Genomic DNA, 20777 nt, shown 5'->3' on the forward strand with positions numbered 1-20777 from the left:
ATAGTATCTGAAATAATAGTTATCCTAAGTTCGCATTAAATCGGTTTTCTTTGTACACAAACCAATGTAATCCTGTTGTATGAAAAACAAGGTAATTATTCTTATATCCTTTTTATTAATAAACCTGCCAGCTGTACTGTATGCTGAAAATATAGATGTTCAACAGTCTGTATGGAATGGGCATGTCCGATATGATTTTACATTTGATGGAAGACATGCTACCATTGTGTGTCCCGATTCTGCAATAAACGGGAAACCATGGATATGGCGTCCTGCTTTTTTTGATGCTTTCCCGTCAGTAGACAAAGCTTTGTTGAAGAAAGGTTTTCATGTGGTATTTTATGATATGACTCACCGTTATGGTAGTCCTCAGGCAGTGGAGCAGGGAAGAAAGTTCTATGACTATCTGCTTGCTGCCTGGCATCTTTCTCCCAAAGTAACTCTTGAAGGCTTTAGTCGTGGCGGATATTATGCCTTGAACTGGGCAATAGCTAATCCGGACAAAGTAGCTTGTCTCTATCTTGACAATCCGGTTTGTGATATGTTCAGCTGGCCGGGTGAGAAGAGTAAACTCTGGAATGATTTTCTTAAAGAATGGGGAATGACTTCTGTGGACAGAGACACTTTCAAAGGAAATCCTCTTGATAATCTGGCTCCTTTGGCTGCTCAGCGGGTTCCTGTCATTGCCGTTTGCGGTGATAGTGATCGTGTGGTGCCTTTCAAGGATAATATGAAGTTGATACGTGACCGCTATCAACAGTTGGGTGCTCCTGTAGAGTTGATTATTAAACCGGGAGCAGATCATCATCCCCATAGTCTGGAAAATCCCGGACCTGTGGTTGATTTTATCTGCCGTAATCAACCCGATTATCAAGAAAAACAATATCTGAATGAGCGGGGAACATTGAAAAACTCCTTCATCCGCTTTGAGAAAGAACGCAAAGGGCGGGTTGCTTTTCTGGGTGGTTCTATTACTGAGATGCATGGTTGGCGAGAGTTGACCAAAGAGTATCTCCGGCAGCGTTTCCCTTTCACCGAGTTTGAGTTTATAGATGCCGGCATATCTTCTACAGGAACGACTCCGCATTCTTATAGATTCGAGCAAGATGTGCTCCGGCAGGGCGATATTGATCTTTTGTTTGTAGAAGCGGCTGTGAATGACCATACCAATTATTTTTGTGCCATTGATCAGGTGCGCGGTATGGAAGGGATAGTACGTCATGCTTTACTGGCAAATCCAGCTACGGATATTGTTATGCTCCACTTTATCCATACTCATTTTCTGGAAATGTACCCGCAAGGACGTACACCGGATGTAATTCTGAATCATGAACGCGTGGCTAATTATTATCTGATTCCTTCTGTTCATCTGGCACATGAAGTGTCCGATCGTATTGCTGCCGGTGAATTCGATTGGGAACAGTTTGGTGGCATTCATCCGGCAGAACCGGGACATAAGATTTACGCAGCCTCTCTGGCACATCTGTTAGATAAAATGTGGAGCCGTGTGTCTGCCTCTGATGTAGTGGAAGCACATTCTATACCCGAACCTCCATTGGATGTGAACAGCTATTATAATGCTTCATTTGCTGATATCAGTCAGGCACAACTTTCCAAAGGATGGAAATACGTTGCTTCATGGAAACCGGATAATGAGGCCCGTACCCGTAAGGGATTTGTCAATGTACCAATGCTTTACTCAAATACCATAAATTCTACTTTTAGTTTTTTATTTAAGGGCAGGGCCGTAGGTCTGTTTTGTGTCTGCGGTCCTTTTTCAGGAATATTGGAGTACAGTGTGGATAATGCTCCTTACAAGAAACTCGACACATATACCGAGTGGAGTAAGAACCTTTACCTTCCTTGGGCATATGTGTTGGAAGCGGAGTTAGATCCGGACCGGGAACATAAGCTGACGGTTCGTATCTCTAAAGAGAAGAATGAAAATAGTAAAGGACACGAATGTGTCATCCGGAATATACTAATTAATCAATAAACAATAAGAACTATGAAAACATTGAAGTTATTTGTTTGTGCTACCCTGCTACTGTTGTCCGCCTGTGTGGATTTTGAAGAGGAAGGCCCTGATGTGTCCGGTATAGATACCGGTGCTTATCTTACTGCTGTGAAAATGACTGATGCCAAAGGAAATGATGTGGTTGTCAGTACGAATATACCAACTCTTATAACCGATGCTAATAAGCAAGAGCAGCTTAAAGATCCTTCTAATACGGAAATCCTGATTACAGTAAAACCGGAAGCAGATGTGACCAATTTGAAATTAGTCGGTACGCTTTCCAACACCTCTTCGGCAGCAAGTATCAGTCCGAAGATGGGAGTATTGGCTGATTTCAGTAGTCCGCGTACCTACACAGTCACCTCTTATAATAAAAAGAATATAGTAGCTTATTCAGTTCGCGTTATTAAAGGACAGTAACCATGAAACGGAATCTCTTTATCCTTATCATTGCACTAACAGCAATATGCGGAGATACGGCAGCACAGGATTTGAAGGAGAAGGTAAGCAATTACTTTCAGTTGCATACAGCCTATCCGCAGGAGAAGTTGTATTTACATCTTGATAAGCCTTATTATGCTGCCGGTGAGAGAATTTACTGGAAGGGTTATTTGGTAGATGCGGTATCTCATATTCCGTATACGAAGAGCAACTTTATATATGTAGAATTAATAGACCGGGATGACAAAGTTATCAGTAAGTATAAGGTAAGAAGAGAACAAGGAGGCTTTCATGGCAGTATTCTGCTACCGGCAGATATTCCGGCAGGAGAATACTACATGAGAGCATTTACGCAGTGGATGCTGAATGCCGGTGAGGAGTACTTTTATTACCGCCGTTTGCGTATTGGCAATGCGCTCGACAGAAGCATTCAGTCGTCTGTTCGTTATGAAGATTCTTCGAGAGAGGGGTATTGTACGGCAGTTATCCGTTTCACGGATGAGACGAACAAACCTTTGTCTGGCATTCAGGTACAAAGCTGGCTTACTGTGATGCGTAAAAAGTCCGAACGCTATTCGCGTCGCACCAATGCACAGGGCGAAATAAGTTTTGACATACCGCTTGCCGAAAAGCAGGACCGTGAACGGGCTATTGAGATTACTTTTAAGGATGATCTTTACAATTATGATAAGACATTTTATGTACCCTTGTTGGGAGACAGGAAGAAAGAATTTGCGCTGAGTTTCTTTCCCGAAGGAGGTGACCTGTTGGACGGAAGTCGCCAACGGGTAGCTTTTAAAGCTCAGCAAAAAGACGGTCATAGTTGTGAAATACACGGCTTCTTATTGGATGAAGCCGGAGATACGATTACCCGTATCCGGACGGAACATGACGGGATGGGTGTTTTTACCCTTCTTCCGGTTGCCGGACAGAAATATCGTGTAAAAGCTTCATTGGATAGCGTAATGTATCGTGAGTTTACGTTGCCGGGAGTGAAAACAAAAGGACGTCAGTTAAGTGTGATTCACCGGAAAGGGATTATACAGTATAATATTTTGAAGGCATCGCAGGAACAATGGAACGATACGCTTTATCTGGTAGGGCATACCCGCGGACATTTAACCATTTTTCTTCCTTTGACCTCTGATCGTGCTTCCGGTCGTTTCCGTGAAACGGAACTGTCCGAAGGCCTGACAGAGTTGCTGCTGACAAATAGCAGCGGTACTGTATTGAGTCGGCGTCTTGTTTTTGTGGTGCCCGAAGATCTGGTGAATCTTGATATGAATCCGTTCCCTGAACTCCCGGAACGACGTAAGTTAGTAGAGATTCCGCTTCGTTTCACAGATCTGCAAGGAACGCCGGTTCAAGGTGTTTTCTCTGTTAGCCTGACAGATAAAAGCCTGGTCATTCCGGATACATTATCCGGTAATATTCGTTCCGATATTCTGTTGACTTCTGATCTGAAAGGATATGTAGAAAATCCCGGTTACTACTTTCTGAAGAGAGATGCCCGTACGGAATACAATACCGATTTATTAATGCTTACTCATGGTTGGACTCGCTTCCATCACGATAATATAGCAGAGCTGCCTACTATTCAGATTGATTACTTTATGGAGGGAGGGCAAACCGTCACTGGAAAGGCGACTACCATGTTCGGTGGAAAGGCCAAGGGATGCCCTGTTGCACTGATGGCTCCTTCGCAGGGAATTTCTGCTACTACCTATACTGACGAGGAGGGAAACTTTGTATTTGATGGAATTGAATATCGTGATACGATTACATTCGTAGCACAGGCACGAAGCCAGGCCGGACTTTCTACTGTGTTTCTACGTGTAGATTCGCTTCCTTATTTTTCACCTCATAACCCATTCCCGGTAATTGCCGAAGAGGACCATAAATTTCAGGAATACGATAATATGGTTCGTAATGCTTATCTGAGTGAAGGAGGCATGCAGGTAGTGCGCTTGAACGAGGTTACTATCACTGCTTCAAAGCGCGATGCAAATGCTTTTTCCAGCGTATATGGCGGATTGGCAGATTATCGGGCTACGGGTGAAGAACTAAGACGTTTTGGCGGTTCCACCGGATACGATATATTGATGCGTGTCCCCGGTGTAAGGGTATCAGGTGATCTTATTACGCTATCCGGACAAACCCGTGCACCCCTGTTCCTGATAGACGAAATGCGCTTTGAAGGGGAGGATGCAGTAGAATCACTTAGAGGACTGGATGCTAATGATATTAAATCTATTGAAATTGTAAAAAGTGTTTCTGCTGGTTTTTTAGGTCCTGAAGCTTCTGCCGGTGCTATTCTTATTATGTTGAACACGGGTGCTGAGGTAAAAGCAAAAGCTTCACCGGGTCTGACCGTGTTTACCACACAAGGATACAACAAAGCTGTTGAATTTTATCATCCGGTGTATGAAACCCTTGAACAGATAAGTAATCAAAAGTCGGATGTTCGAAGTACTATTTATTGGAATCCGGCACTAAATACAGATGCTGACGGGAAAGCGGTTATCCGTTTTTATACTCCTGATAATCTGGTAAAACCACACCTGATAATGGAAGGAATTACAGCCGGTGGGTATCTGATGAGATTTGAAAGATAGACTTAAAATAATATTGTTTCACTAAAAAAATAACATTATGAAAAAGATTACATTATTGGCAAGTATTTTATTTATGGGATTTGCGTCCGTTCAGGCACAAGATGAAGAACCGTTGACAAATTTGGCTTTGAATAAAACAGCTACGGCAAGTTCCCAATTCCGGGATAACTTGGGGCCAAGTTATGCTTTTGATGGAATTGCAAATAGCACTAGTTCGCGTTGGAGTGCAGCAGATCATAAAGGCACTGGTGACGGTGAGATAAATACAGGTGAAAATTCCTGGCTACAAGTTGATTTGGGAGAAGCTCTTGAGTTTAATAAGATACTTATTACAGAGTACTCCAATAAGATTAATAAATATCGTATTGAAGTAACAGATGATGCAACGGATGACTTAAGTTGGGAATCAATTTTAGGGGATGTAGAACAAACTTTTGAAGGTATAAAAGGTAAAGTGAATCCATGGCCGGAAATCACATTCCCTGCTGTTACCAAACGTTATGTGCGTCTTTGGATTATTGAATCTTTCACTTTTAGAGGAAGTGGTGTACTTGATGAACCCAGTATCTGTGAAATGGAAATCTACAATGATCCCAGCCTTAGTACAGGTCTTACATCTACCGATGCCGATAAACTTCTTTCGTTGAATGTAGATGGCGAGCAACTTCAGATTAAAACTGCACAAGCTGTGAATTCTGTAAAAGTAATCGATTTGAGCGGACGTACCGTTATCGAGCAACCTTTCAATTCAACAATTTCTGTAGCTAATCTTTCATCAGGAGTTTATTTGGTTCAGTTAGAAACATCAGAAGGAACTCTTATTACCCGTAAAATCGTGAAAAAGTAATTTAATGGTCAGCTTACCGTCCGTATAATCGGGCTCTTTTGTCTATCGGGAGCATTTAACAGACGGTAAGCTGGCCTTTTCTTTTTTTAATTTAATATCTACTATCATGAGAAAACCTTTACTATTATCGTTGATATTCTTTGTATTATCGGTTACAACCTATGCTCAGAGCAATGTGATCAATCTGGCGCTCAATAAACCATCCGAAGCAAGTACAATATATGACAGCCGTTTTCCGGCATCCAAAGCTTTTGACGGAGACAACACAGACAACTCCCGTTGGTCCGCAGCAAAGAATGCTGTCACCGATCAATGGTTACAGGTAGATTTACAGGAAGCTACTTTGTTTGATCGTATTCTTGTGACGGAATATAAAAATGAAAAACGTATCAGTTCTTTTAAAGTACAGGTTTCTGATGATACAGTGCTATGGACGGATGTGGCTGTGGTGAATAGTTCAATTCCCGACGGTGGAATTATTTCTTTTGAACCGGTAACCAGTCGTTATGTCCGTCTTTTTATTGTTTTGGCCACAAGAGAACCTACTATTAATGAAATGGGAGTTTATTATCAAAAGACTCCCTTGCCAGACCTGGGCGTAACTATGAAATTTGAAGATATGAGAGGACCACTTACTGATGTGGAACTAACTTATTATAAAGCTTACCTGAAAGGGCTTTCACCTGCCACTAATAATATTGGAAATACGCTGGTGTATGGTCGTATCGGACTGGCTGCTGAAGGTATGGCATTTATGTATGCTGCTACAAGAGACCGGGAAATTCTTGATATTCTGATTCGCCATTGTGATTATATGTTGTATTGCCGCAATGACCAACCTGGTGGAGATAAGCGTACTATTTGGACCGGAATCGTTGAGAAATGCTGGCCTAATAAGGCTATGGGGGAACTTGATCAACCCTATTCCGGATCGGAAAACGGAGATATTCTGGGGCATATCTACTTCTGTGCATACCTTATTTTATTAAGTCCCGAACTGCACGCTCTTGAAGCTCCGGCAAGTGATAAACTGTCAGATTGGGGTACTACTTATCTGGACAGAGCAAAGAAGTTCATTGCCATGTGCGATGAAGGAATGGAGTTTGTTGAAAAACTTATTGCAAAAGATGGTAGAATGTACTATCCCAATACTCCTGCGTGGAGAGCTATGGGAACTTTCTATGCAGATCGCAATGGACGTGGTATTCCGGTGAATCAGCAGATGATGCTTTTAAATGGATTCCAGAAAGCTGTGGAATGTTATGAAGTGCTTGGCATCAATCCGGAGAAGAAGGAAGAATATATGAAAGTGATACAGAATTCTATTGATTGGCAACACGAAACACTGGAAACGCGAAGGATTACTGTGAATGGAGTTTCACAGGAATATTGCCGGTGGTATTACCATATGGCAGGCAACACTGTAGAAGATTACGGACATGCTGCATTCACAATGCAAACTTATTATAAACTATTGGATAGCGGGTTGTTTACTAACTTAGATACCGCGAAGCTTATTCGCTTTTCAAATACTTTTAAGTATGTGATGTATGATAAAGCTACGCATACGGTATCTCATAAAGTAGATGGAACTACACCCAGTTCGGAAAGCCGCTCTTCTGCAGCAAAAGCAGGTTGGGTACTTCTTTCTATTGTAGATCCCGAATTATATGACTATTTACTCACTATGCCCGGAAAGACAGCAACCGACCCGGGATTGATGGCTCATTTTCTATATGCTAAAAGTAAAATGTTTGGTGTAAAAGGATTTACGGCTTCTCCAATAGATTTATCCAATTATGGTAAAGGTACTGGAATAGAATCTGCTAACACAGCTTCAGAGAATATCTACATATCCGGCTTGGTGAAGGAACGGTTGTTCATAGAGACCGGGTTACCATTGAAATCCGTGAAGGTTATTGCTATGGATGGCCAGGTATTGATTAATCAATCTTTTGAGTCGGAAGTGTCGGTAGCTCATTTATCATCCGGTATTTATCTGGTGCGGCTTGAGGCGATGGATGGTAGTGTTATTATTAAAAAGATTATCAAACAATAATTGAAGATAAAATAAACAGTATGAAACGATTTGCAATTTCATTTATTTTCCTTTTAGGATTGACAATTTTTGTAGTACAAGGGCAGGCGGTGAATCTTGCTTTAAATAAAACATATTCAGCAAGTTCGATCTGGAGTAGTACATTTACGGCCAAGAATGCTTTTGACGGAAATGCTGCGTCGCGTTGGTCGGCAGAGAAAGGTTCCATAAATAATCAGTGGGTACAAGTAGATTTCGGAACTTCTGTAGAATTTGACCGGGTAGTAATAAAAGAGTATGGTACTCGTGTGTCCAGTTACCAGATCCGGGTTTCCGATAACGGTGAAAAGTGGCTTATTGCTGCTCAGGGAACAATTATTGAGTCGGATGAAGTGTTAGAGTTATTGGCTCCCCAAAACAAACGCTATTTGCGACTTTATATTATTTCAGCCTTTTCAGAACCCAGTATTTATGAAATAGGTGTATTTAATAAGGTGGCAGAAGTATCTAAACCTATTTTAGGAGAGGGCATGTATTTTGAAGATCCCAGAGGGCCACTGACCAAATCAGAGGTGGATTATTTTAAGGCTTATGTTGCTAAAACAAACAAATTTCCATTACCGACTTCAAATATTGGAAATCAATTGGTTTATGGTAAACAAGGGATTGGTGCGGAAGGACTTGCTTGGATGTACAAGACAACAGGTGACAAAGAAATTTTGGATGTTTTCATAAGGCATTGCGATTATATGCTTAATTGTCGTAATGATCAGCAAGGAGGCGAAAAGCGTGTTCTTTGGACCGGGCGTGTAGAAAAGTGTTGGCCTAATAAAGACAAAACAGAGGGAGAGCAATTGGAGAAGTATTCTGCTTCTGAAAATGGAGATATCTTAGGACATATTTACTTCTGTGCCTATTTGATTTTACTTAGTCCGGATTTACTGGATCAGCAAGCACCGGTAAGTGATAAGAAGAATTACATTGATTTTGGTACTACCTATCGGGATCGTGCCATGAAATATATTCAAATGTGTGATGAGGTGATGGATGAGTTTTACGTACCTCGTTTTGTCACTGATACCTATACGCTCAACTGGCCCAATTGTCCGGAATGGAACTGGTTAGGACAAGCCATTGGATATAGATTTCCTGTCAACCAGCAAGCGATGGCTCTGAATGCTTTCCATAAAGCATTGGAATGTTATGCTGTGTTAGGTATCAATCCCGAGAAACAAGCTCTTTATAAGAAGGTGGTGCAGGTTTCTATAGATGGACAGGCTGAAACCTTAAAGCCTGTAAAGGTGACGGTAAACGGAGAGACCAAGAACTGTTATCTTTGGTATTATCATATGAATGGAGGAACTAAAGTAGAAGATTTCGATCATTCTTCCTATGCTATGTTGCAATATTATAAAGCTTACGAAAGTGATTTATTTGAAAATGTAACGCTTGACAAAATGCAGACATTTATTAATACGGTGAAATATATCATGTGGGATGAAACCACTCGTACGGTTTCCGATCACGTGAATGGTCAAGAGACAGCACTTAAAGATAGGAGAGACAATACTCTACCGGGATGGATACAGATGTCATACTTCGATCCGGAATTTTGGGAATATAACTTGAAAATGAGAGGAAACGTGACAGGCGAAGTAGGTCGTATGGGGCATTTTCTATATATGAAGAGCCGTCTTTTCGGCTATGCAGATGATTTGGATGCTCACCCCATCAATATTACCCGTTATGGAGGATATGACCCCACAGCCATTACACCATCAACTACTGTAGGAAAGGATAATATTCTTATTTCCGGTCCTGTTAAAGATGTACTGAACATCGTAGCAGAACGGGAACTTAAAACTGTACGGATTGCTGATCTTAGTGGACGCATCATGTTAAATCAACCTTATGAGGAAAATATTTCCGTGTCTCATTTACCTGCCGGTATCTATGTTGTACTGATGGAGACAATAGATGGTCAAGGTTGTGTGGTGAAGATAGTAAAAGAATAGTTTTATGCTCATTGGGTAATTGTGTAAGCGACTTTAATCATCTTAAAATTTACTATTATGAAACAGGTATTCTTCTTTTTTTTCTTTCTTTTTATTGGAGTTTTTATGTTTGTTGCGTATGGACAGACAAAAAAAATCCTGTATACATATGATAATGCTGGTAATCGTATTGCCAGGCAAGTAGTACAGGTTCCTATACGTTCATTTAGTCAGTTGAATGAAAATAAGGAACCTCAAAATGAAGAATCATGGAATGATAAACTGTCTCGTAATAAAGTTAATATTTATCCAAATCCTGTTCAAACAGAATTAGTTGTATCTATAAGTGAGCTTCCCGAGCCAGGATATGGTCAACTGATTGTGTTTGATATGGAAGGACAACAAATGTATAAAGGCGATGTAACAACAACATATACTATTGTTCAAATGGAAAGTTTCGAAACAGGTGTTTATATTATGAAACTTATGTTTGGAGAACAACAATCAGTTTGGAAAATTATTAAAAAATAATCTGTATATCTATGAAAGCAAAAAAATATGAGTTGTCGACGCATCGTTTATTGACATTTTGTGTGTTTTTCTTTATGTTCTTGTTGTATTGTTGTAAGATAGATGCCCAGACGTACAATTATACAAAGTCTGGTTTTCAACCTTGGAAGACTGTTTCTGACTCAACAACAATAGACTTACCTATAGATTCAGTTGTTAGCCTTGAGCCATTAGTTCCTCAAGTTTCTCGAAAACGGAAAAAAATAGTACAGTCTTTGGCAACTACTACTGATCCATTTTCACACATACCAACCTCTATCAACATTGACACAAGTAAAGATGTTGGTGAGATACCTTTTTCCTCGGGTCTCTCTTCGTCAGGAGGGGTAACATATAGTATTCCAATTGTTGGGGCTCCCGGACGTAATGGTTTTCAACCTAATATTTCTATTAACTATAATAGTCAAGGCAGCAATGATGTACTTGGGTATGGTTGGTCTATAGGAGGTTTATCTGCAATCTCTCGTGTCCCTAAAAATATATATTACGATGGGAAAACAGAACCCATAGCACTTGATAATAATGATGCTTTTATATTGGATGGTATGAGATTACTTATAGATGGTAATGACTGCGAACCAGAGCAAGGTAATATGCACATATTATTTGGAACAGAAAATTTTCAATTGACATATTTCTTTGCAGAATATCCGGATGGAACAAAAGCGATGTATCGTAAACATGGAGATTTTTTATTTCCACTTACACAATTAACAGATGCAGCTGGTAATATTATTGATTTTATTTATGAAATGGATAATAATAGATGTTACATAGATAAGATTCAATACGGGGCACATATATCTGGTAGTTCCCATTTTGCTGATATATCATTCTCTTATAAATCTCGTACAGATGTTCTTATTGGGTATGAAAAAGGTGTTGAAATAAAGCTTTCGCGTTTATTAGATAAGATTGAATGTCATAATGGTACTTCTCTGTTACATACTTATACATTTACATATCAGACAGATAAAGTTTCTTTATTGACACAGGTTGATTGCGACAATTTGAATCCATTGCGGTTTTATTATGGATATAGTGATAATACGCATGAATATTTTGGCTTAGGTTATGCAGAATTGGCAACCGGTTATATTGATTATCTTCCAATGACTTTGGCAAAAGGGAAAATGAATTATGGTATGGAAGATGATGCATTAGTAGCTTATCCTCAAAGAAGTACTTGTTATTTATATAAACCAGATAAGAATAGCCCTGTTAGGTATGCTTCTTCTTATCATCCTGAACAGGAATTGTTATTTTATAAATCTTTATCAGAAGAATATCCGGAAGTTGAAAAAATAATAGCGGGAGATGGTTTCCAGTTATTAACAATGTTTGATGTGGATGGTATGTCGGGAGATGAAGTTGTGAAAATAAACAATAGTGTTGAAAATGGTACAGATCGATTGTATATCCGAACCTATAAATCAGCTCCTGGAATCCCTATAACTCTTTCTTCTACTATAACATTTGATAGCGATGCTGCCGGTGAAGGTTTTTGGCCTAAGGGGTATTATCCCGGAGATTATAATGGGGACGGAAAAATAGAGTTACTTGTTGTTTCTATGAATAAGCCCTTGGGGTTGGATAAGGAATCTAAATGCTATCTATTTGATCTTAGTACAGGTCAGACTTTGTATAATATGCATGTGTTTAATTTCGATGTTCAGAATAGTGCTATTATTCCCATGGATGTGGATGGAGATGGGAAAACTGATATTTGTCATATTCGTGATGGTGGGATAGATGTTTATTCGTTTACAAAAGAGGATAATGTATATTCCTTAAATCCTAAATTTAGTTCTGCTATTTTAACTTATCAGATGTTAGAAAATCGGTTACTTATTCCTGGTGATATTAATGGGGATGGTAAAGTTGATTTTTTACTTTCTCCGGAGGAATATGAATCATCTTCATCTAATAGTTTAAATACATGGACTATTTTTTCTTCTACGGGGCAAGGTTTTTCTGCTTGGGAACAGCAACATATAAATTATTATGAGGGTCATGATTTTATATTACAAGATGCCAATTCGGATGGATTAGTGGATCTTATAGAAAGAGATTCAGAACTTGATCTACTGAAAGTGTATTTTAATAAAGATGGATGGAATTTTGAACAAAATTCAAGTGGAGATATGCTTATCGAACCTTACAGTCGATTTGTCGCTTCGTCTGTTGCATTACCTAATTATTATAATTTTTTGTTAAGTGTTTGTAGTAGTAGTATTTATAAATTTTATTTTAGTAAAAATGAGTCTAAACAACGTTTGCTGACAGGGGTAGTCAATAGTTTGGGGGTTATACAGAAGAATACTTATTATCGGTTAAATGATGATTTTTCTGTCCAGGAAGGCGGAACTCCATTCTATCAAAAGGGTACTAATGCATCTTTTCCTTATGAGAACTTTCAGGGTCCATTATGGACTATTTACAAACAAACTTCTACATTGGATGGTACCGAATTTTCTGCCATGTCATATGAATATGAAAATGCTATTTTGCATCGTCAAGGATTAGGTTTTTGTGGCTTTACTAAAGTACTTTCTTATGATATGGTACGTAATAGACTATCGACACGTACGTTTGATCCATTTCAGCGGGGAGTCTTGATAAAAGAAGTTTCTCCAGTCTCCGAAATAAATTATAGTTATAATGTAGATACAAATTCTAATACTTTTTGGCGAAAGACAAAGATAAATCTTACTTCTGTGACTACTGAAGATTTGTTAACAAATACTACATTGTCAAAGCGGTATGGGTATGATGAATATAATAATCCCATTTCAGAAACCCATTATATTGGTGACCTCAACTCAAATAATATTGAGAAAGTGATCACACAAACTTATTTAAATAAAAGAAATGATCTTGATAATATTTATTTTATAGGTTTACCTTTAGTAAAAGAGACAACTAACTGGAAAAATAATGAGTTGTGGAAACAGTCAGAAGAAATTACTTATAAAATGAATACTCCATTTATAGAAAAGAAAATTATTAAAGTAAATGGGAATAAAGTAGGGGAAACACGTTGGACATATGATGATTTTGGTAATATTTTAACGGAGAAGGCTGCTCCTTATTCTGCTACTGAATTTTTAGGAAAAACATATACGTATGATGCGGATAATCGTTATTTAAAAACTGTGACTGATGCATTAGGGCGTACAACAACAACTCTTTCATATGATAAGTATGGTAATCCTTTGAGTGTGATGGATTTCTTACAACATACTACTAATTATACTTATGATAATTTGGGACGTGCGGTAATAACCAATTACCCTGATGATGTAACAAAAAGCAATATATATACGTGGTCTAATGTAAAGGGAAGTTATCTTCATACTCAAGCAGTGACAGGAAAACCTCAGTTAAGAACTTTTTATGATGCTTTAAATAGAGAGGTACGTAATGGAGATCAACGTTTTGATGGAACTTGGCGTTATATAGATACTGAATATGATAGATATGGTCGTTTAAAGCGTACTTCGTTGCCATTTAAAGGAAATGATCCTACGTTATGGAATACATATACTTATGATGAGTATGATCGAACAATATCTCTTGTTGAAGCTTCTGGAAAAACTACTACTACAAGTTATAATGGTAGGAGTATAACTGTTGTTTCAGAGAATATCAGTACTACCCGTACTTACGATGAAAGTGGAAAATTGGTAGCAGCTACTGATCCGGGAGGAAGTATTTCTTATATATATAGACCTGACGGTCAGCTGAAGCAAATTATAGCTCCGGATAATATCATAACTTCATTTGAGTATGATTCGTATGGACGGCAAACAAAACTCATTGATCCAAGTGCGGGTACACAAACATATTCGGAATCATATTCTGGTAATATACGTACGATAACACAAACAAATGCCAATAATAAAACAATAACTTCTGTTTTTGATAAATATGGACGTATTACGAGTAAATCCTGTCCGGAGTTTACAACAAATTACAGTTATGATCCTGTTACAAAACAGTTAGCTTCTGCTACTTCTACAAATTTCGTAAGATCTTATATCTATGATGATTATGGGCGTGTTAAAGAAGATTACGAGAGAGGAGAAGATAATGATATTTTCCTTCGGAGAGAATATTCTTATGCAAATGGTAATTGTACGAAAATAAAATATCATCCGTCAGCTATGCCTATACTTGAAGAAGAATATATATATGCATATGGCAATTTAATGGAAATTTTATTGAATGGTGAACAAGTGTATTTTATATTGGAAGAAGATAATTTTGGGCATGTTATAGATTGCTATGCGGGTGATTATTATTGGTCGGCTTATGATAATTTTGGTGTATTAAAAGAGCTTTGGGCTGGTACAGATCTGGTTTTAGAATACAAATTTGATGTACAGACAGGTAATATGATGGAGGTTTGGGATTCGAATGTCTGGTTTTATAAAGATAATTTTACTTACGATCATCTGAATCGGTTATCAAATGTTCTAACCCATAATAAACAGGGTAATAAGACATCAAGAAGGGTAGATTATGATAATAAAGGCAATATCACTTTTATGGATGGTATTGGTTCAATGGAGTATGCTCACCCAACAAAGCCTTATGCAGTAACTGGATTAAATAGCATTGTTAACTCTCCAATGCAAACAAGAGATCAGTCTGTGACTTATACGTCATTTTATCGTCCTCAAAAGATTCAGGAGAATGGATTTATTGCTAATTTTTCTTATGATGATAGAGGAAAACGTATAAAAACAAGTGTTTTTAAATCGAATAATGAAACGGTTCGTAGTCGATCCTTTTTAGGAGATTGTTATGAGGTGAAGAAAGTTAATAATACAAATGATACTCATTATTTATATATTGGTGGGGATGCATATTCTGCATTAACAGTCTGTACAATTGATAATACTAAATCTGATTGGGAAGTATATAATATAGCTCGTGATTATACAGGGAGTATTAGGTATATCTTATATGAAGCAGAATATTCTTATGATGCGTGGGGACGATTACGTAATGGGAGAGAATTGGAATATTACGAGTTTGGTACTGAACCGGAACTCTTCTTGGGGCGTGGTTATGGAAGTCATGAATACTTACCAGAGTTTGGTTTGGTAAATATGAACGCTCGTCTATATGATCCTGCTTTAGGTCGTTTTTTAAGTCCTGATCCATATGTACAAGCACCAGACTTTACACAAAGTTTTAATAGATATAGTTATTGCCTGAATAATCCACTGAAGTATACAGATCCGTCAGGGGAATTACCTTGGCTTATTCCTGCAATTGTTGGGGCTGCAATTGGAGCATATTCAGGTGGCGTTATTGCAAACGACGGGCAATATAATCCTATAAAATGGGATTATAGTTCTGTTAAAACTTGGGGGTATATGCTTGGTGGTGCTACCGTTGGTGGAGTAAGTGGTTACGCAGGTTGGGCGATAGCGAGTTCAGGTCTTCCAATGGCAAATACTGTGGCAATAACTGGATCTTCATTGATTAACTCAGTTGGAACTTGGGTTTACACAGGTGGGCAAACCCCTATTTCAATGAGTTTAGGAGTTGCTTCCTTTGATTTTACAAATGGTACTGTGGGTTATCTCGGCAAAAAAGGAAATACTGTACTTGAAAATATCGGATATAGTTTTGGGGCGTTGGCTAACCTAACAGATGCAGTTTCTTTTTATAGAGGTAGCTGTCAAAATATTAAAGTCAATTCTGCTAGTACAAAAGGTGGAAACGAATGGTGGGGACACAGTTCTATAACTAATGAAAGAGGATACGGATTAGTATCGGTTGGGCCGGATAGTCCTGTTCAAAAATCTACAAGTAGCTTATCAGAAACTTGGAAAAATTCTATTAAAGGTGCAAAATTGAATTATGAGACTTATTTAGGTACTAAAGGTACTTGGTCAGTGGAACTAAATAATGTCAGTACATTAGCCCTAAATGAATATGTATCAGGTGTAACTCGGTGGGATTTACTTTTTAATAGTTGTGTAGGGCATACTTCAAGAGCTTTATGGAGTGCGGGAGTTCCAAATATATACCTATTTCATCCTCACTTTTTAAATGCTCAATTATTTGTCAGACAATTAGGGATTTATTCAAGTCCGTATCTTTATCAAATTCCATAAAAGCTGAAACAGTATGAAGAAGTTATTTTTAATTGTATGTTTAGAAATTTTGGTATTCGGTTGCTCTTCTATTTCTAGAAAATGTAAATCTAATGATCATAGTATGAATGAATTTGGACGGAGGTACGAATTACAAGTGTGTAATTTTTCAGAAATACCTAAAAGCTTATTGGAGAATATAGATAAAATGGGAATGGATAGTACTTTAATACTCAATGAATATGAAGGACGATATTTAAATTTTGTTTTTAAAGTAGATACGTTAGATTTTAATCTTGTAGGGAAAAAGGTTGGTTTTTTTAAAAGTAAAATAGAATATTTTAGAGACACTCGTAGGCGTTTAAAAAATAACTATACCATTTGTAGTAGTTTATATATTTTTGATGCTGTTCAAAAAGTAGAAAGTGGAGGTTATGATGCTGCTATTACTGATGGGAATATATTTGTAATGCCAATAGAAAAAGTTGTTAAAAGATTAAAGAAATATTAATTAAAAAGTATGAAATGGAATTTTAATAATGATCTGTTGCGATAATTGAATATTTTGAATGACTGTCAATTTTAGATGTTTTCCGAAGTATTGGTGTAATTAAACAAATAAAAATGTTCAAATGATAAGGATATGTTTTGTTCTATTCTTTTTAGTGGTTAGTGTTGCAAATAGCATATGCCAAAATAATAATAAGTTGCAAACTATTTCTCAGATTGCTTCTGATGACAGTATAGTAGTTTCAGCTATTGACGCTCTTCTTGTTTATCCATTAACAAGCGATAAAAGTATTGAAGAATATAAGAAAAGGGCAGGTGTAAATAATCATTTTATTTTCCCTTTATTGATTTTAAATGATATAATAATCAGGGAGGAGAAAAAAGTGAATTGCTTTAGGAATCGGTTTGATTTTACGAATATAAAAAATACAAAACTAATTTCAAAAGTAAAAGCAGAGAAAAAAGGGATTCCCAATGTGCCGAAAGATGGAGTATTATTTGTAACTACTAAGAAAGGGTATTATTTTGATTTTTCTTGTGAATAAATAATACTTGCATGTACTAATGTTTTTTTATGAGATTTGGAATGATACACTTTTTCTTAAAAATAAAAATATGAAATCCATAAAGGTTACTATATTGGTATTTATTGTTGCCGTTTTTACTTCTTGTGATTGTTTACAACATATACAAGGTGTTGTGGTTGATTCTGAAACCCGATTGCCAATAAATAAGGTAATGGTAAAAAGAGTAATGGCAAAAGAAGACAGCAGAAACTGGGCTATATATACGGATAGTCTTGGAAATTTTGAAATTACCTCAATGACAGGTGGTATATTTGGTTGTCCTAAAATCTCACTCTCTCTTGAAAAAGAGGGATATAATAAAGTGAAAAAAAATATAAGTGTTGTACAGGTAATGTCGTTATTGCTTTAGAAAGGCAAGCGGAAGGAAAAACGGAAAAACGTTAACTAATTAAACAGTATAAAACTATTTATATCATTAAAGATGAGAAAGGCATTTATATTTATTTTGTTGAGTGTATATTTTCTCTCGTGGAGCAATGAAGTTGCTTCGCAAGAGCGTATAAACTTGAATAGAGACTGGCGATATCAGGAGAATGATCCCAGTGGAGCTGATAGTACTTTGCATTATTCACGTCTGAAACCCTATTTACTGCCTTGTGCCAATGATTTTATCAAATCGGGGCAGAAACATATTCGTCCGGCAGGAAACCCGGGAGGCGAGGTGGCTTACGTGAAACCGGATTTTGACGATAGTAGCTGGAGGCAGTTGAACCTTCCGCACGACTGGGCTATTGAAGGACCTTTTAATATAGATTATGTAGGAGCTACCGGAAAATTGCCTTATTGGGGAATACGCTGGTATCGTAAATCCTTTGAGTTGAATCCTAAAGATATCGGAAAACAAATTTATCTGGATATAGATGGGGCGATGTCTTACTCGTCTGTCTGGTGTAATGGGCAATTCGTCGGTGGATGGCCGTATGGTTATGCTTCTTACCGTCTTGATCTGACTCCTTATGTGAAAGCCGGAAAGAAAAATACACTGGCTATTCGTCTGGATAATCCGGACGATGCTTCCCGGTGGTATCCGGGATCGGGAATCTACCGGAATGTATGGTTGGTGAAAACGTCTCCTGTACATGTGGCGCAATGGGGAACTTTTATTCGTAACAAAGAGATCTCTACTGATAAAGCAGTGATGGATATGACCCTCCAATTGGAAAATAATACGGGGAAGAGTGTGCAGGCAAGCGTGAAGACTGATATTTATGAACAGGACGAGACAGGAAATCCTAAAGGCACTAAGGTGGCTTCCTGTCCTGCGATAAAAGTGAAGATGGAGCAACAAGCTACTACCGAGTTACAGTCCGGTTTTGTTGTGCCTAATCCTAAATTGTGGGAAATTGAATCTCCCGCCTGTTATGTGGCAGTGACCCGCATTGAAGTAGACGGTCGTGAGCTGGAACGTTATCAGACTCCTTTCGGTATACGTGAGATTGAATTTACTCACGATCAGGGATTTATGCTGAATGGCCGTAAAGTACCTATCAAAGGAGTTTGCATGCACCATGATCTCGGAGCATTGGGGGCAGCCTTCAATGAAGTGGCAGCCGAGCGCCAGTTGCGCATAATGAAAGAGATGGGAGCCAATGCAATTCGTACTTCACATAATCCACCTGCACCTGAATTGGTAGCTCTTTGTGACCGTATGGGCTTGATGATGCAATTGGAGTTTGTGGATAGTTGGCATAAAGGGAAACGGGAAAATGATTATAATATCCTGTTTGATGATTGGAATGAAGCAGATATGCGTTCGTTGGTTCGTCATTACCGGAATCATCCGTCGGTGATTATGTGGAGTATCGGTAATGAGGTGCACGATCAGGTAACAGATTTGGGTATAGAGATTGCCCGTAATCTTACTGCTTACAGTCATGATGAAGATCCTACGCGTCCTACTTCTTTGGGATGCAACAAACGGGATGCGATTTATCGTGATATTGTCAATCAGGTGGATATATTCGGGCTGAATTATTATCATAAGACATATCCTTTGTTTAAAGAGCAGAATCCTACACGCCGCTATCACGCCAGCGAGACCTCTTCGGCTACCAGTTCCCGTGGAGAATATTTCTTCCCGGTGACGAAGAATGTGAACGACAGCCGTTCCGGTTTTCAACTCTCTTCGTATGATGTGACTACTATCGGATGGGGATGTATGCCGGAAGAACAATTCAAAATGAATGAGGCATATCCGTTTATGAGTGGAGAATTTGTGTGGACGGGGTTCGATTATTTAGGAGAACCTACGCCTTATAATAAAGATCTGACCAATCTGCTGAATTTCTCTGATCCTGTAGAGTTGGAGGCGGCTAAAAAAGAGTTGGAAGAGTTAGGCAAAATAAAAACTCCATCCCGTAGTTCTTATTTTGGAATTGTGGATTTATGCGGATTCCCTAAAGACCGTTACTATAATTATCAGAGTTATTGGCGTAAAGAACTTCCGTTGGTTCACATCCTTCCGCATTGGAACTGGCCGGAGCGGGTAGGAGAGGTTACACCGGTTCATATTTATACTTCGGGTGACGAAGTGGAACTTTTCTTAAACGGGAAGTCGCAAGGCAGACGGAAGAAAGAGCATTCTTATGATCGTCTCACCTGGGATGACGTTCGGTATGAACCGGGAGAACTGAAGGCGATAGCTTATAAAGAGGGGAAACAGTGGGCGGAACAACAGGTAAAGACAACAGGCCAGCCTGCTGCATTATCTGTCAATCCGGAGAAGAAGACTCTTCGAAATACTGGTACGGACCTGTCTTTTGTGCGTATTGATGTTGTAGATAAAGAAGGGTTGACCGTTCCCCGTACAAAGAACCTGTTAAAGTTCTCGGTTAGTGGTCCGGTTGAGATTGTAGCTACCGATAATGGTGATGCTACCAGTTTTGTTCCCTTCCAGTCTCATGAACGTGAGGCATACAATGGGCTTTGCCTGGTCATTCTTCGTTCTGTATCCGGTAAGGCGGGTGAAGCTGTCCTGACAGTAGAGTCAGAGGGACTTCCAACGAAGAAGGTCAGTCTGCAAGTGGTGGCCGATGTTAAGTGAGT

The 20777-nt window shown here is 38.5% G+C and carries 12 protein-coding genes; all 12 read left to right on the top strand.

Annotated features, from left to right (window positions below; genetic code table 11):
* Positions 1-79: 79 nt before the first annotated feature.
* Positions 80-1996, top strand: coding sequence for a prolyl oligopeptidase family serine peptidase (locus VCM39_RS09110; protein WP_322933037.1), 1917 nt, complete (start codon positions 80-82; stop codon positions 1994-1996).
* Between the two features lie 12 nt (positions 1997-2008).
* Entirely contained in the window at positions 2009-2437 is a 429-nt protein-coding gene (locus VCM39_RS09115) for a hypothetical protein (RefSeq protein WP_289293435.1), read from the top strand.
* 2 nt (positions 2438-2439) lie between these two features.
* Complete coding sequence (locus tag VCM39_RS09120) at positions 2440-5073, top strand: TonB-dependent receptor plug domain-containing protein (RefSeq protein ID WP_322933036.1); 2634 nt, start codon at positions 2440-2442, stop codon at positions 5071-5073.
* Positions 5074-5110: 37 nt separating this feature from the next.
* Positions 5111-5920, top strand: a complete 810-nt coding sequence (locus tag VCM39_RS09125; protein ID WP_322933035.1) for a discoidin domain-containing protein — start codon at positions 5111-5113, stop codon at positions 5918-5920.
* Between the two features lie 106 nt (positions 5921-6026).
* Positions 6027-7979, top strand: coding sequence for a discoidin domain-containing protein (locus VCM39_RS09130; protein ID WP_221650205.1), 1953 nt, complete (start codon positions 6027-6029; stop codon positions 7977-7979).
* A gap of 20 nt (positions 7980-7999) precedes the next feature.
* A complete protein-coding gene (locus tag VCM39_RS09135; RefSeq protein WP_322933034.1) occupies positions 8000-9973 on the top strand; it encodes a discoidin domain-containing protein in 1974 nt (657 codons plus the stop codon).
* A gap of 57 nt (positions 9974-10030) precedes the next feature.
* Positions 10031-10483, top strand: coding sequence for a T9SS type A sorting domain-containing protein (locus VCM39_RS09140; RefSeq protein ID WP_002559966.1), 453 nt, complete (start codon positions 10031-10033; stop codon positions 10481-10483).
* Positions 10484-10494: 11 nt separating this feature from the next.
* Complete coding sequence (locus VCM39_RS09145) at positions 10495-16656, top strand: RHS repeat-associated core domain-containing protein (RefSeq protein WP_322933033.1); 6162 nt, start codon at positions 10495-10497, stop codon at positions 16654-16656.
* Between the two features lie 13 nt (positions 16657-16669).
* Positions 16670-17146 (top strand): hypothetical protein, encoded by a 477-nt coding sequence (locus VCM39_RS09150; protein ID WP_002559968.1) that lies wholly within the window; start codon positions 16670-16672, stop codon positions 17144-17146.
* 121 nt (positions 17147-17267) lie between these two features.
* Positions 17268-17690, top strand: a complete 423-nt coding sequence (locus tag VCM39_RS09155) for a hypothetical protein (RefSeq protein WP_002559969.1) — start codon at positions 17268-17270, stop codon at positions 17688-17690.
* 70 nt (positions 17691-17760) lie between these two features.
* Positions 17761-18081 carry a hypothetical protein gene (locus VCM39_RS09160; RefSeq protein ID WP_155896556.1) on the top strand — a complete coding sequence of 107 codons (321 nt, stop codon included), beginning with the start codon at positions 17761-17763 and terminating at the stop codon, positions 18079-18081.
* Positions 18082-18153: 72 nt separating this feature from the next.
* Entirely contained in the window at positions 18154-20775 is a 2622-nt protein-coding gene (galB, locus tag VCM39_RS09165) for a beta-galactosidase GalB (RefSeq protein ID WP_322933032.1), read from the top strand.
* The last annotated feature ends 2 nt before the right edge of the window (positions 20776-20777 follow it).

The sequence above is a fragment of the Bacteroides mucinivorans genome (genome assembly GCF_034654355.2).
GTDB classification, from domain to species: Bacteria; Bacteroidota; Bacteroidia; order Bacteroidales; family Bacteroidaceae; genus Bacteroides; species Bacteroides nordii.

Coding starts and splice junctions, on each gene's coding strand:
- VCM39_RS09110 (WP_322933037.1), top strand. CDS start 80: ATGAAAAACAAGGTAATTATTCTTATATCCTTTTTATTAATAAACCTG.
- VCM39_RS09115 (WP_289293435.1), top strand. CDS start 2,009: ATGAAAACATTGAAGTTATTTGTTTGTGCTACCCTGCTACTGTTGTCC.
- VCM39_RS09120 (WP_322933036.1), top strand. CDS start 2,440: ATGAAACGGAATCTCTTTATCCTTATCATTGCACTAACAGCAATATGC.
- VCM39_RS09125 (WP_322933035.1), top strand. CDS start 5,111: ATGAAAAAGATTACATTATTGGCAAGTATTTTATTTATGGGATTTGCG.
- VCM39_RS09130 (WP_221650205.1), top strand. CDS start 6,027: ATGAGAAAACCTTTACTATTATCGTTGATATTCTTTGTATTATCGGTT.
- VCM39_RS09135 (WP_322933034.1), top strand. CDS start 8,000: ATGAAACGATTTGCAATTTCATTTATTTTCCTTTTAGGATTGACAATT.
- VCM39_RS09140 (WP_002559966.1), top strand. CDS start 10,031: ATGAAACAGGTATTCTTCTTTTTTTTCTTTCTTTTTATTGGAGTTTTT.
- VCM39_RS09145 (WP_322933033.1), top strand. CDS start 10,495: ATGAAAGCAAAAAAATATGAGTTGTCGACGCATCGTTTATTGACATTT.
- VCM39_RS09150 (WP_002559968.1), top strand. CDS start 16,670: ATGAAGAAGTTATTTTTAATTGTATGTTTAGAAATTTTGGTATTCGGT.
- VCM39_RS09155 (WP_002559969.1), top strand. CDS start 17,268: ATGATAAGGATATGTTTTGTTCTATTCTTTTTAGTGGTTAGTGTTGCA.
- VCM39_RS09160 (WP_155896556.1), top strand. CDS start 17,761: ATGAAATCCATAAAGGTTACTATATTGGTATTTATTGTTGCCGTTTTT.
- galB (WP_322933032.1), top strand. CDS start 18,154: ATGAGAAAGGCATTTATATTTATTTTGTTGAGTGTATATTTTCTCTCG.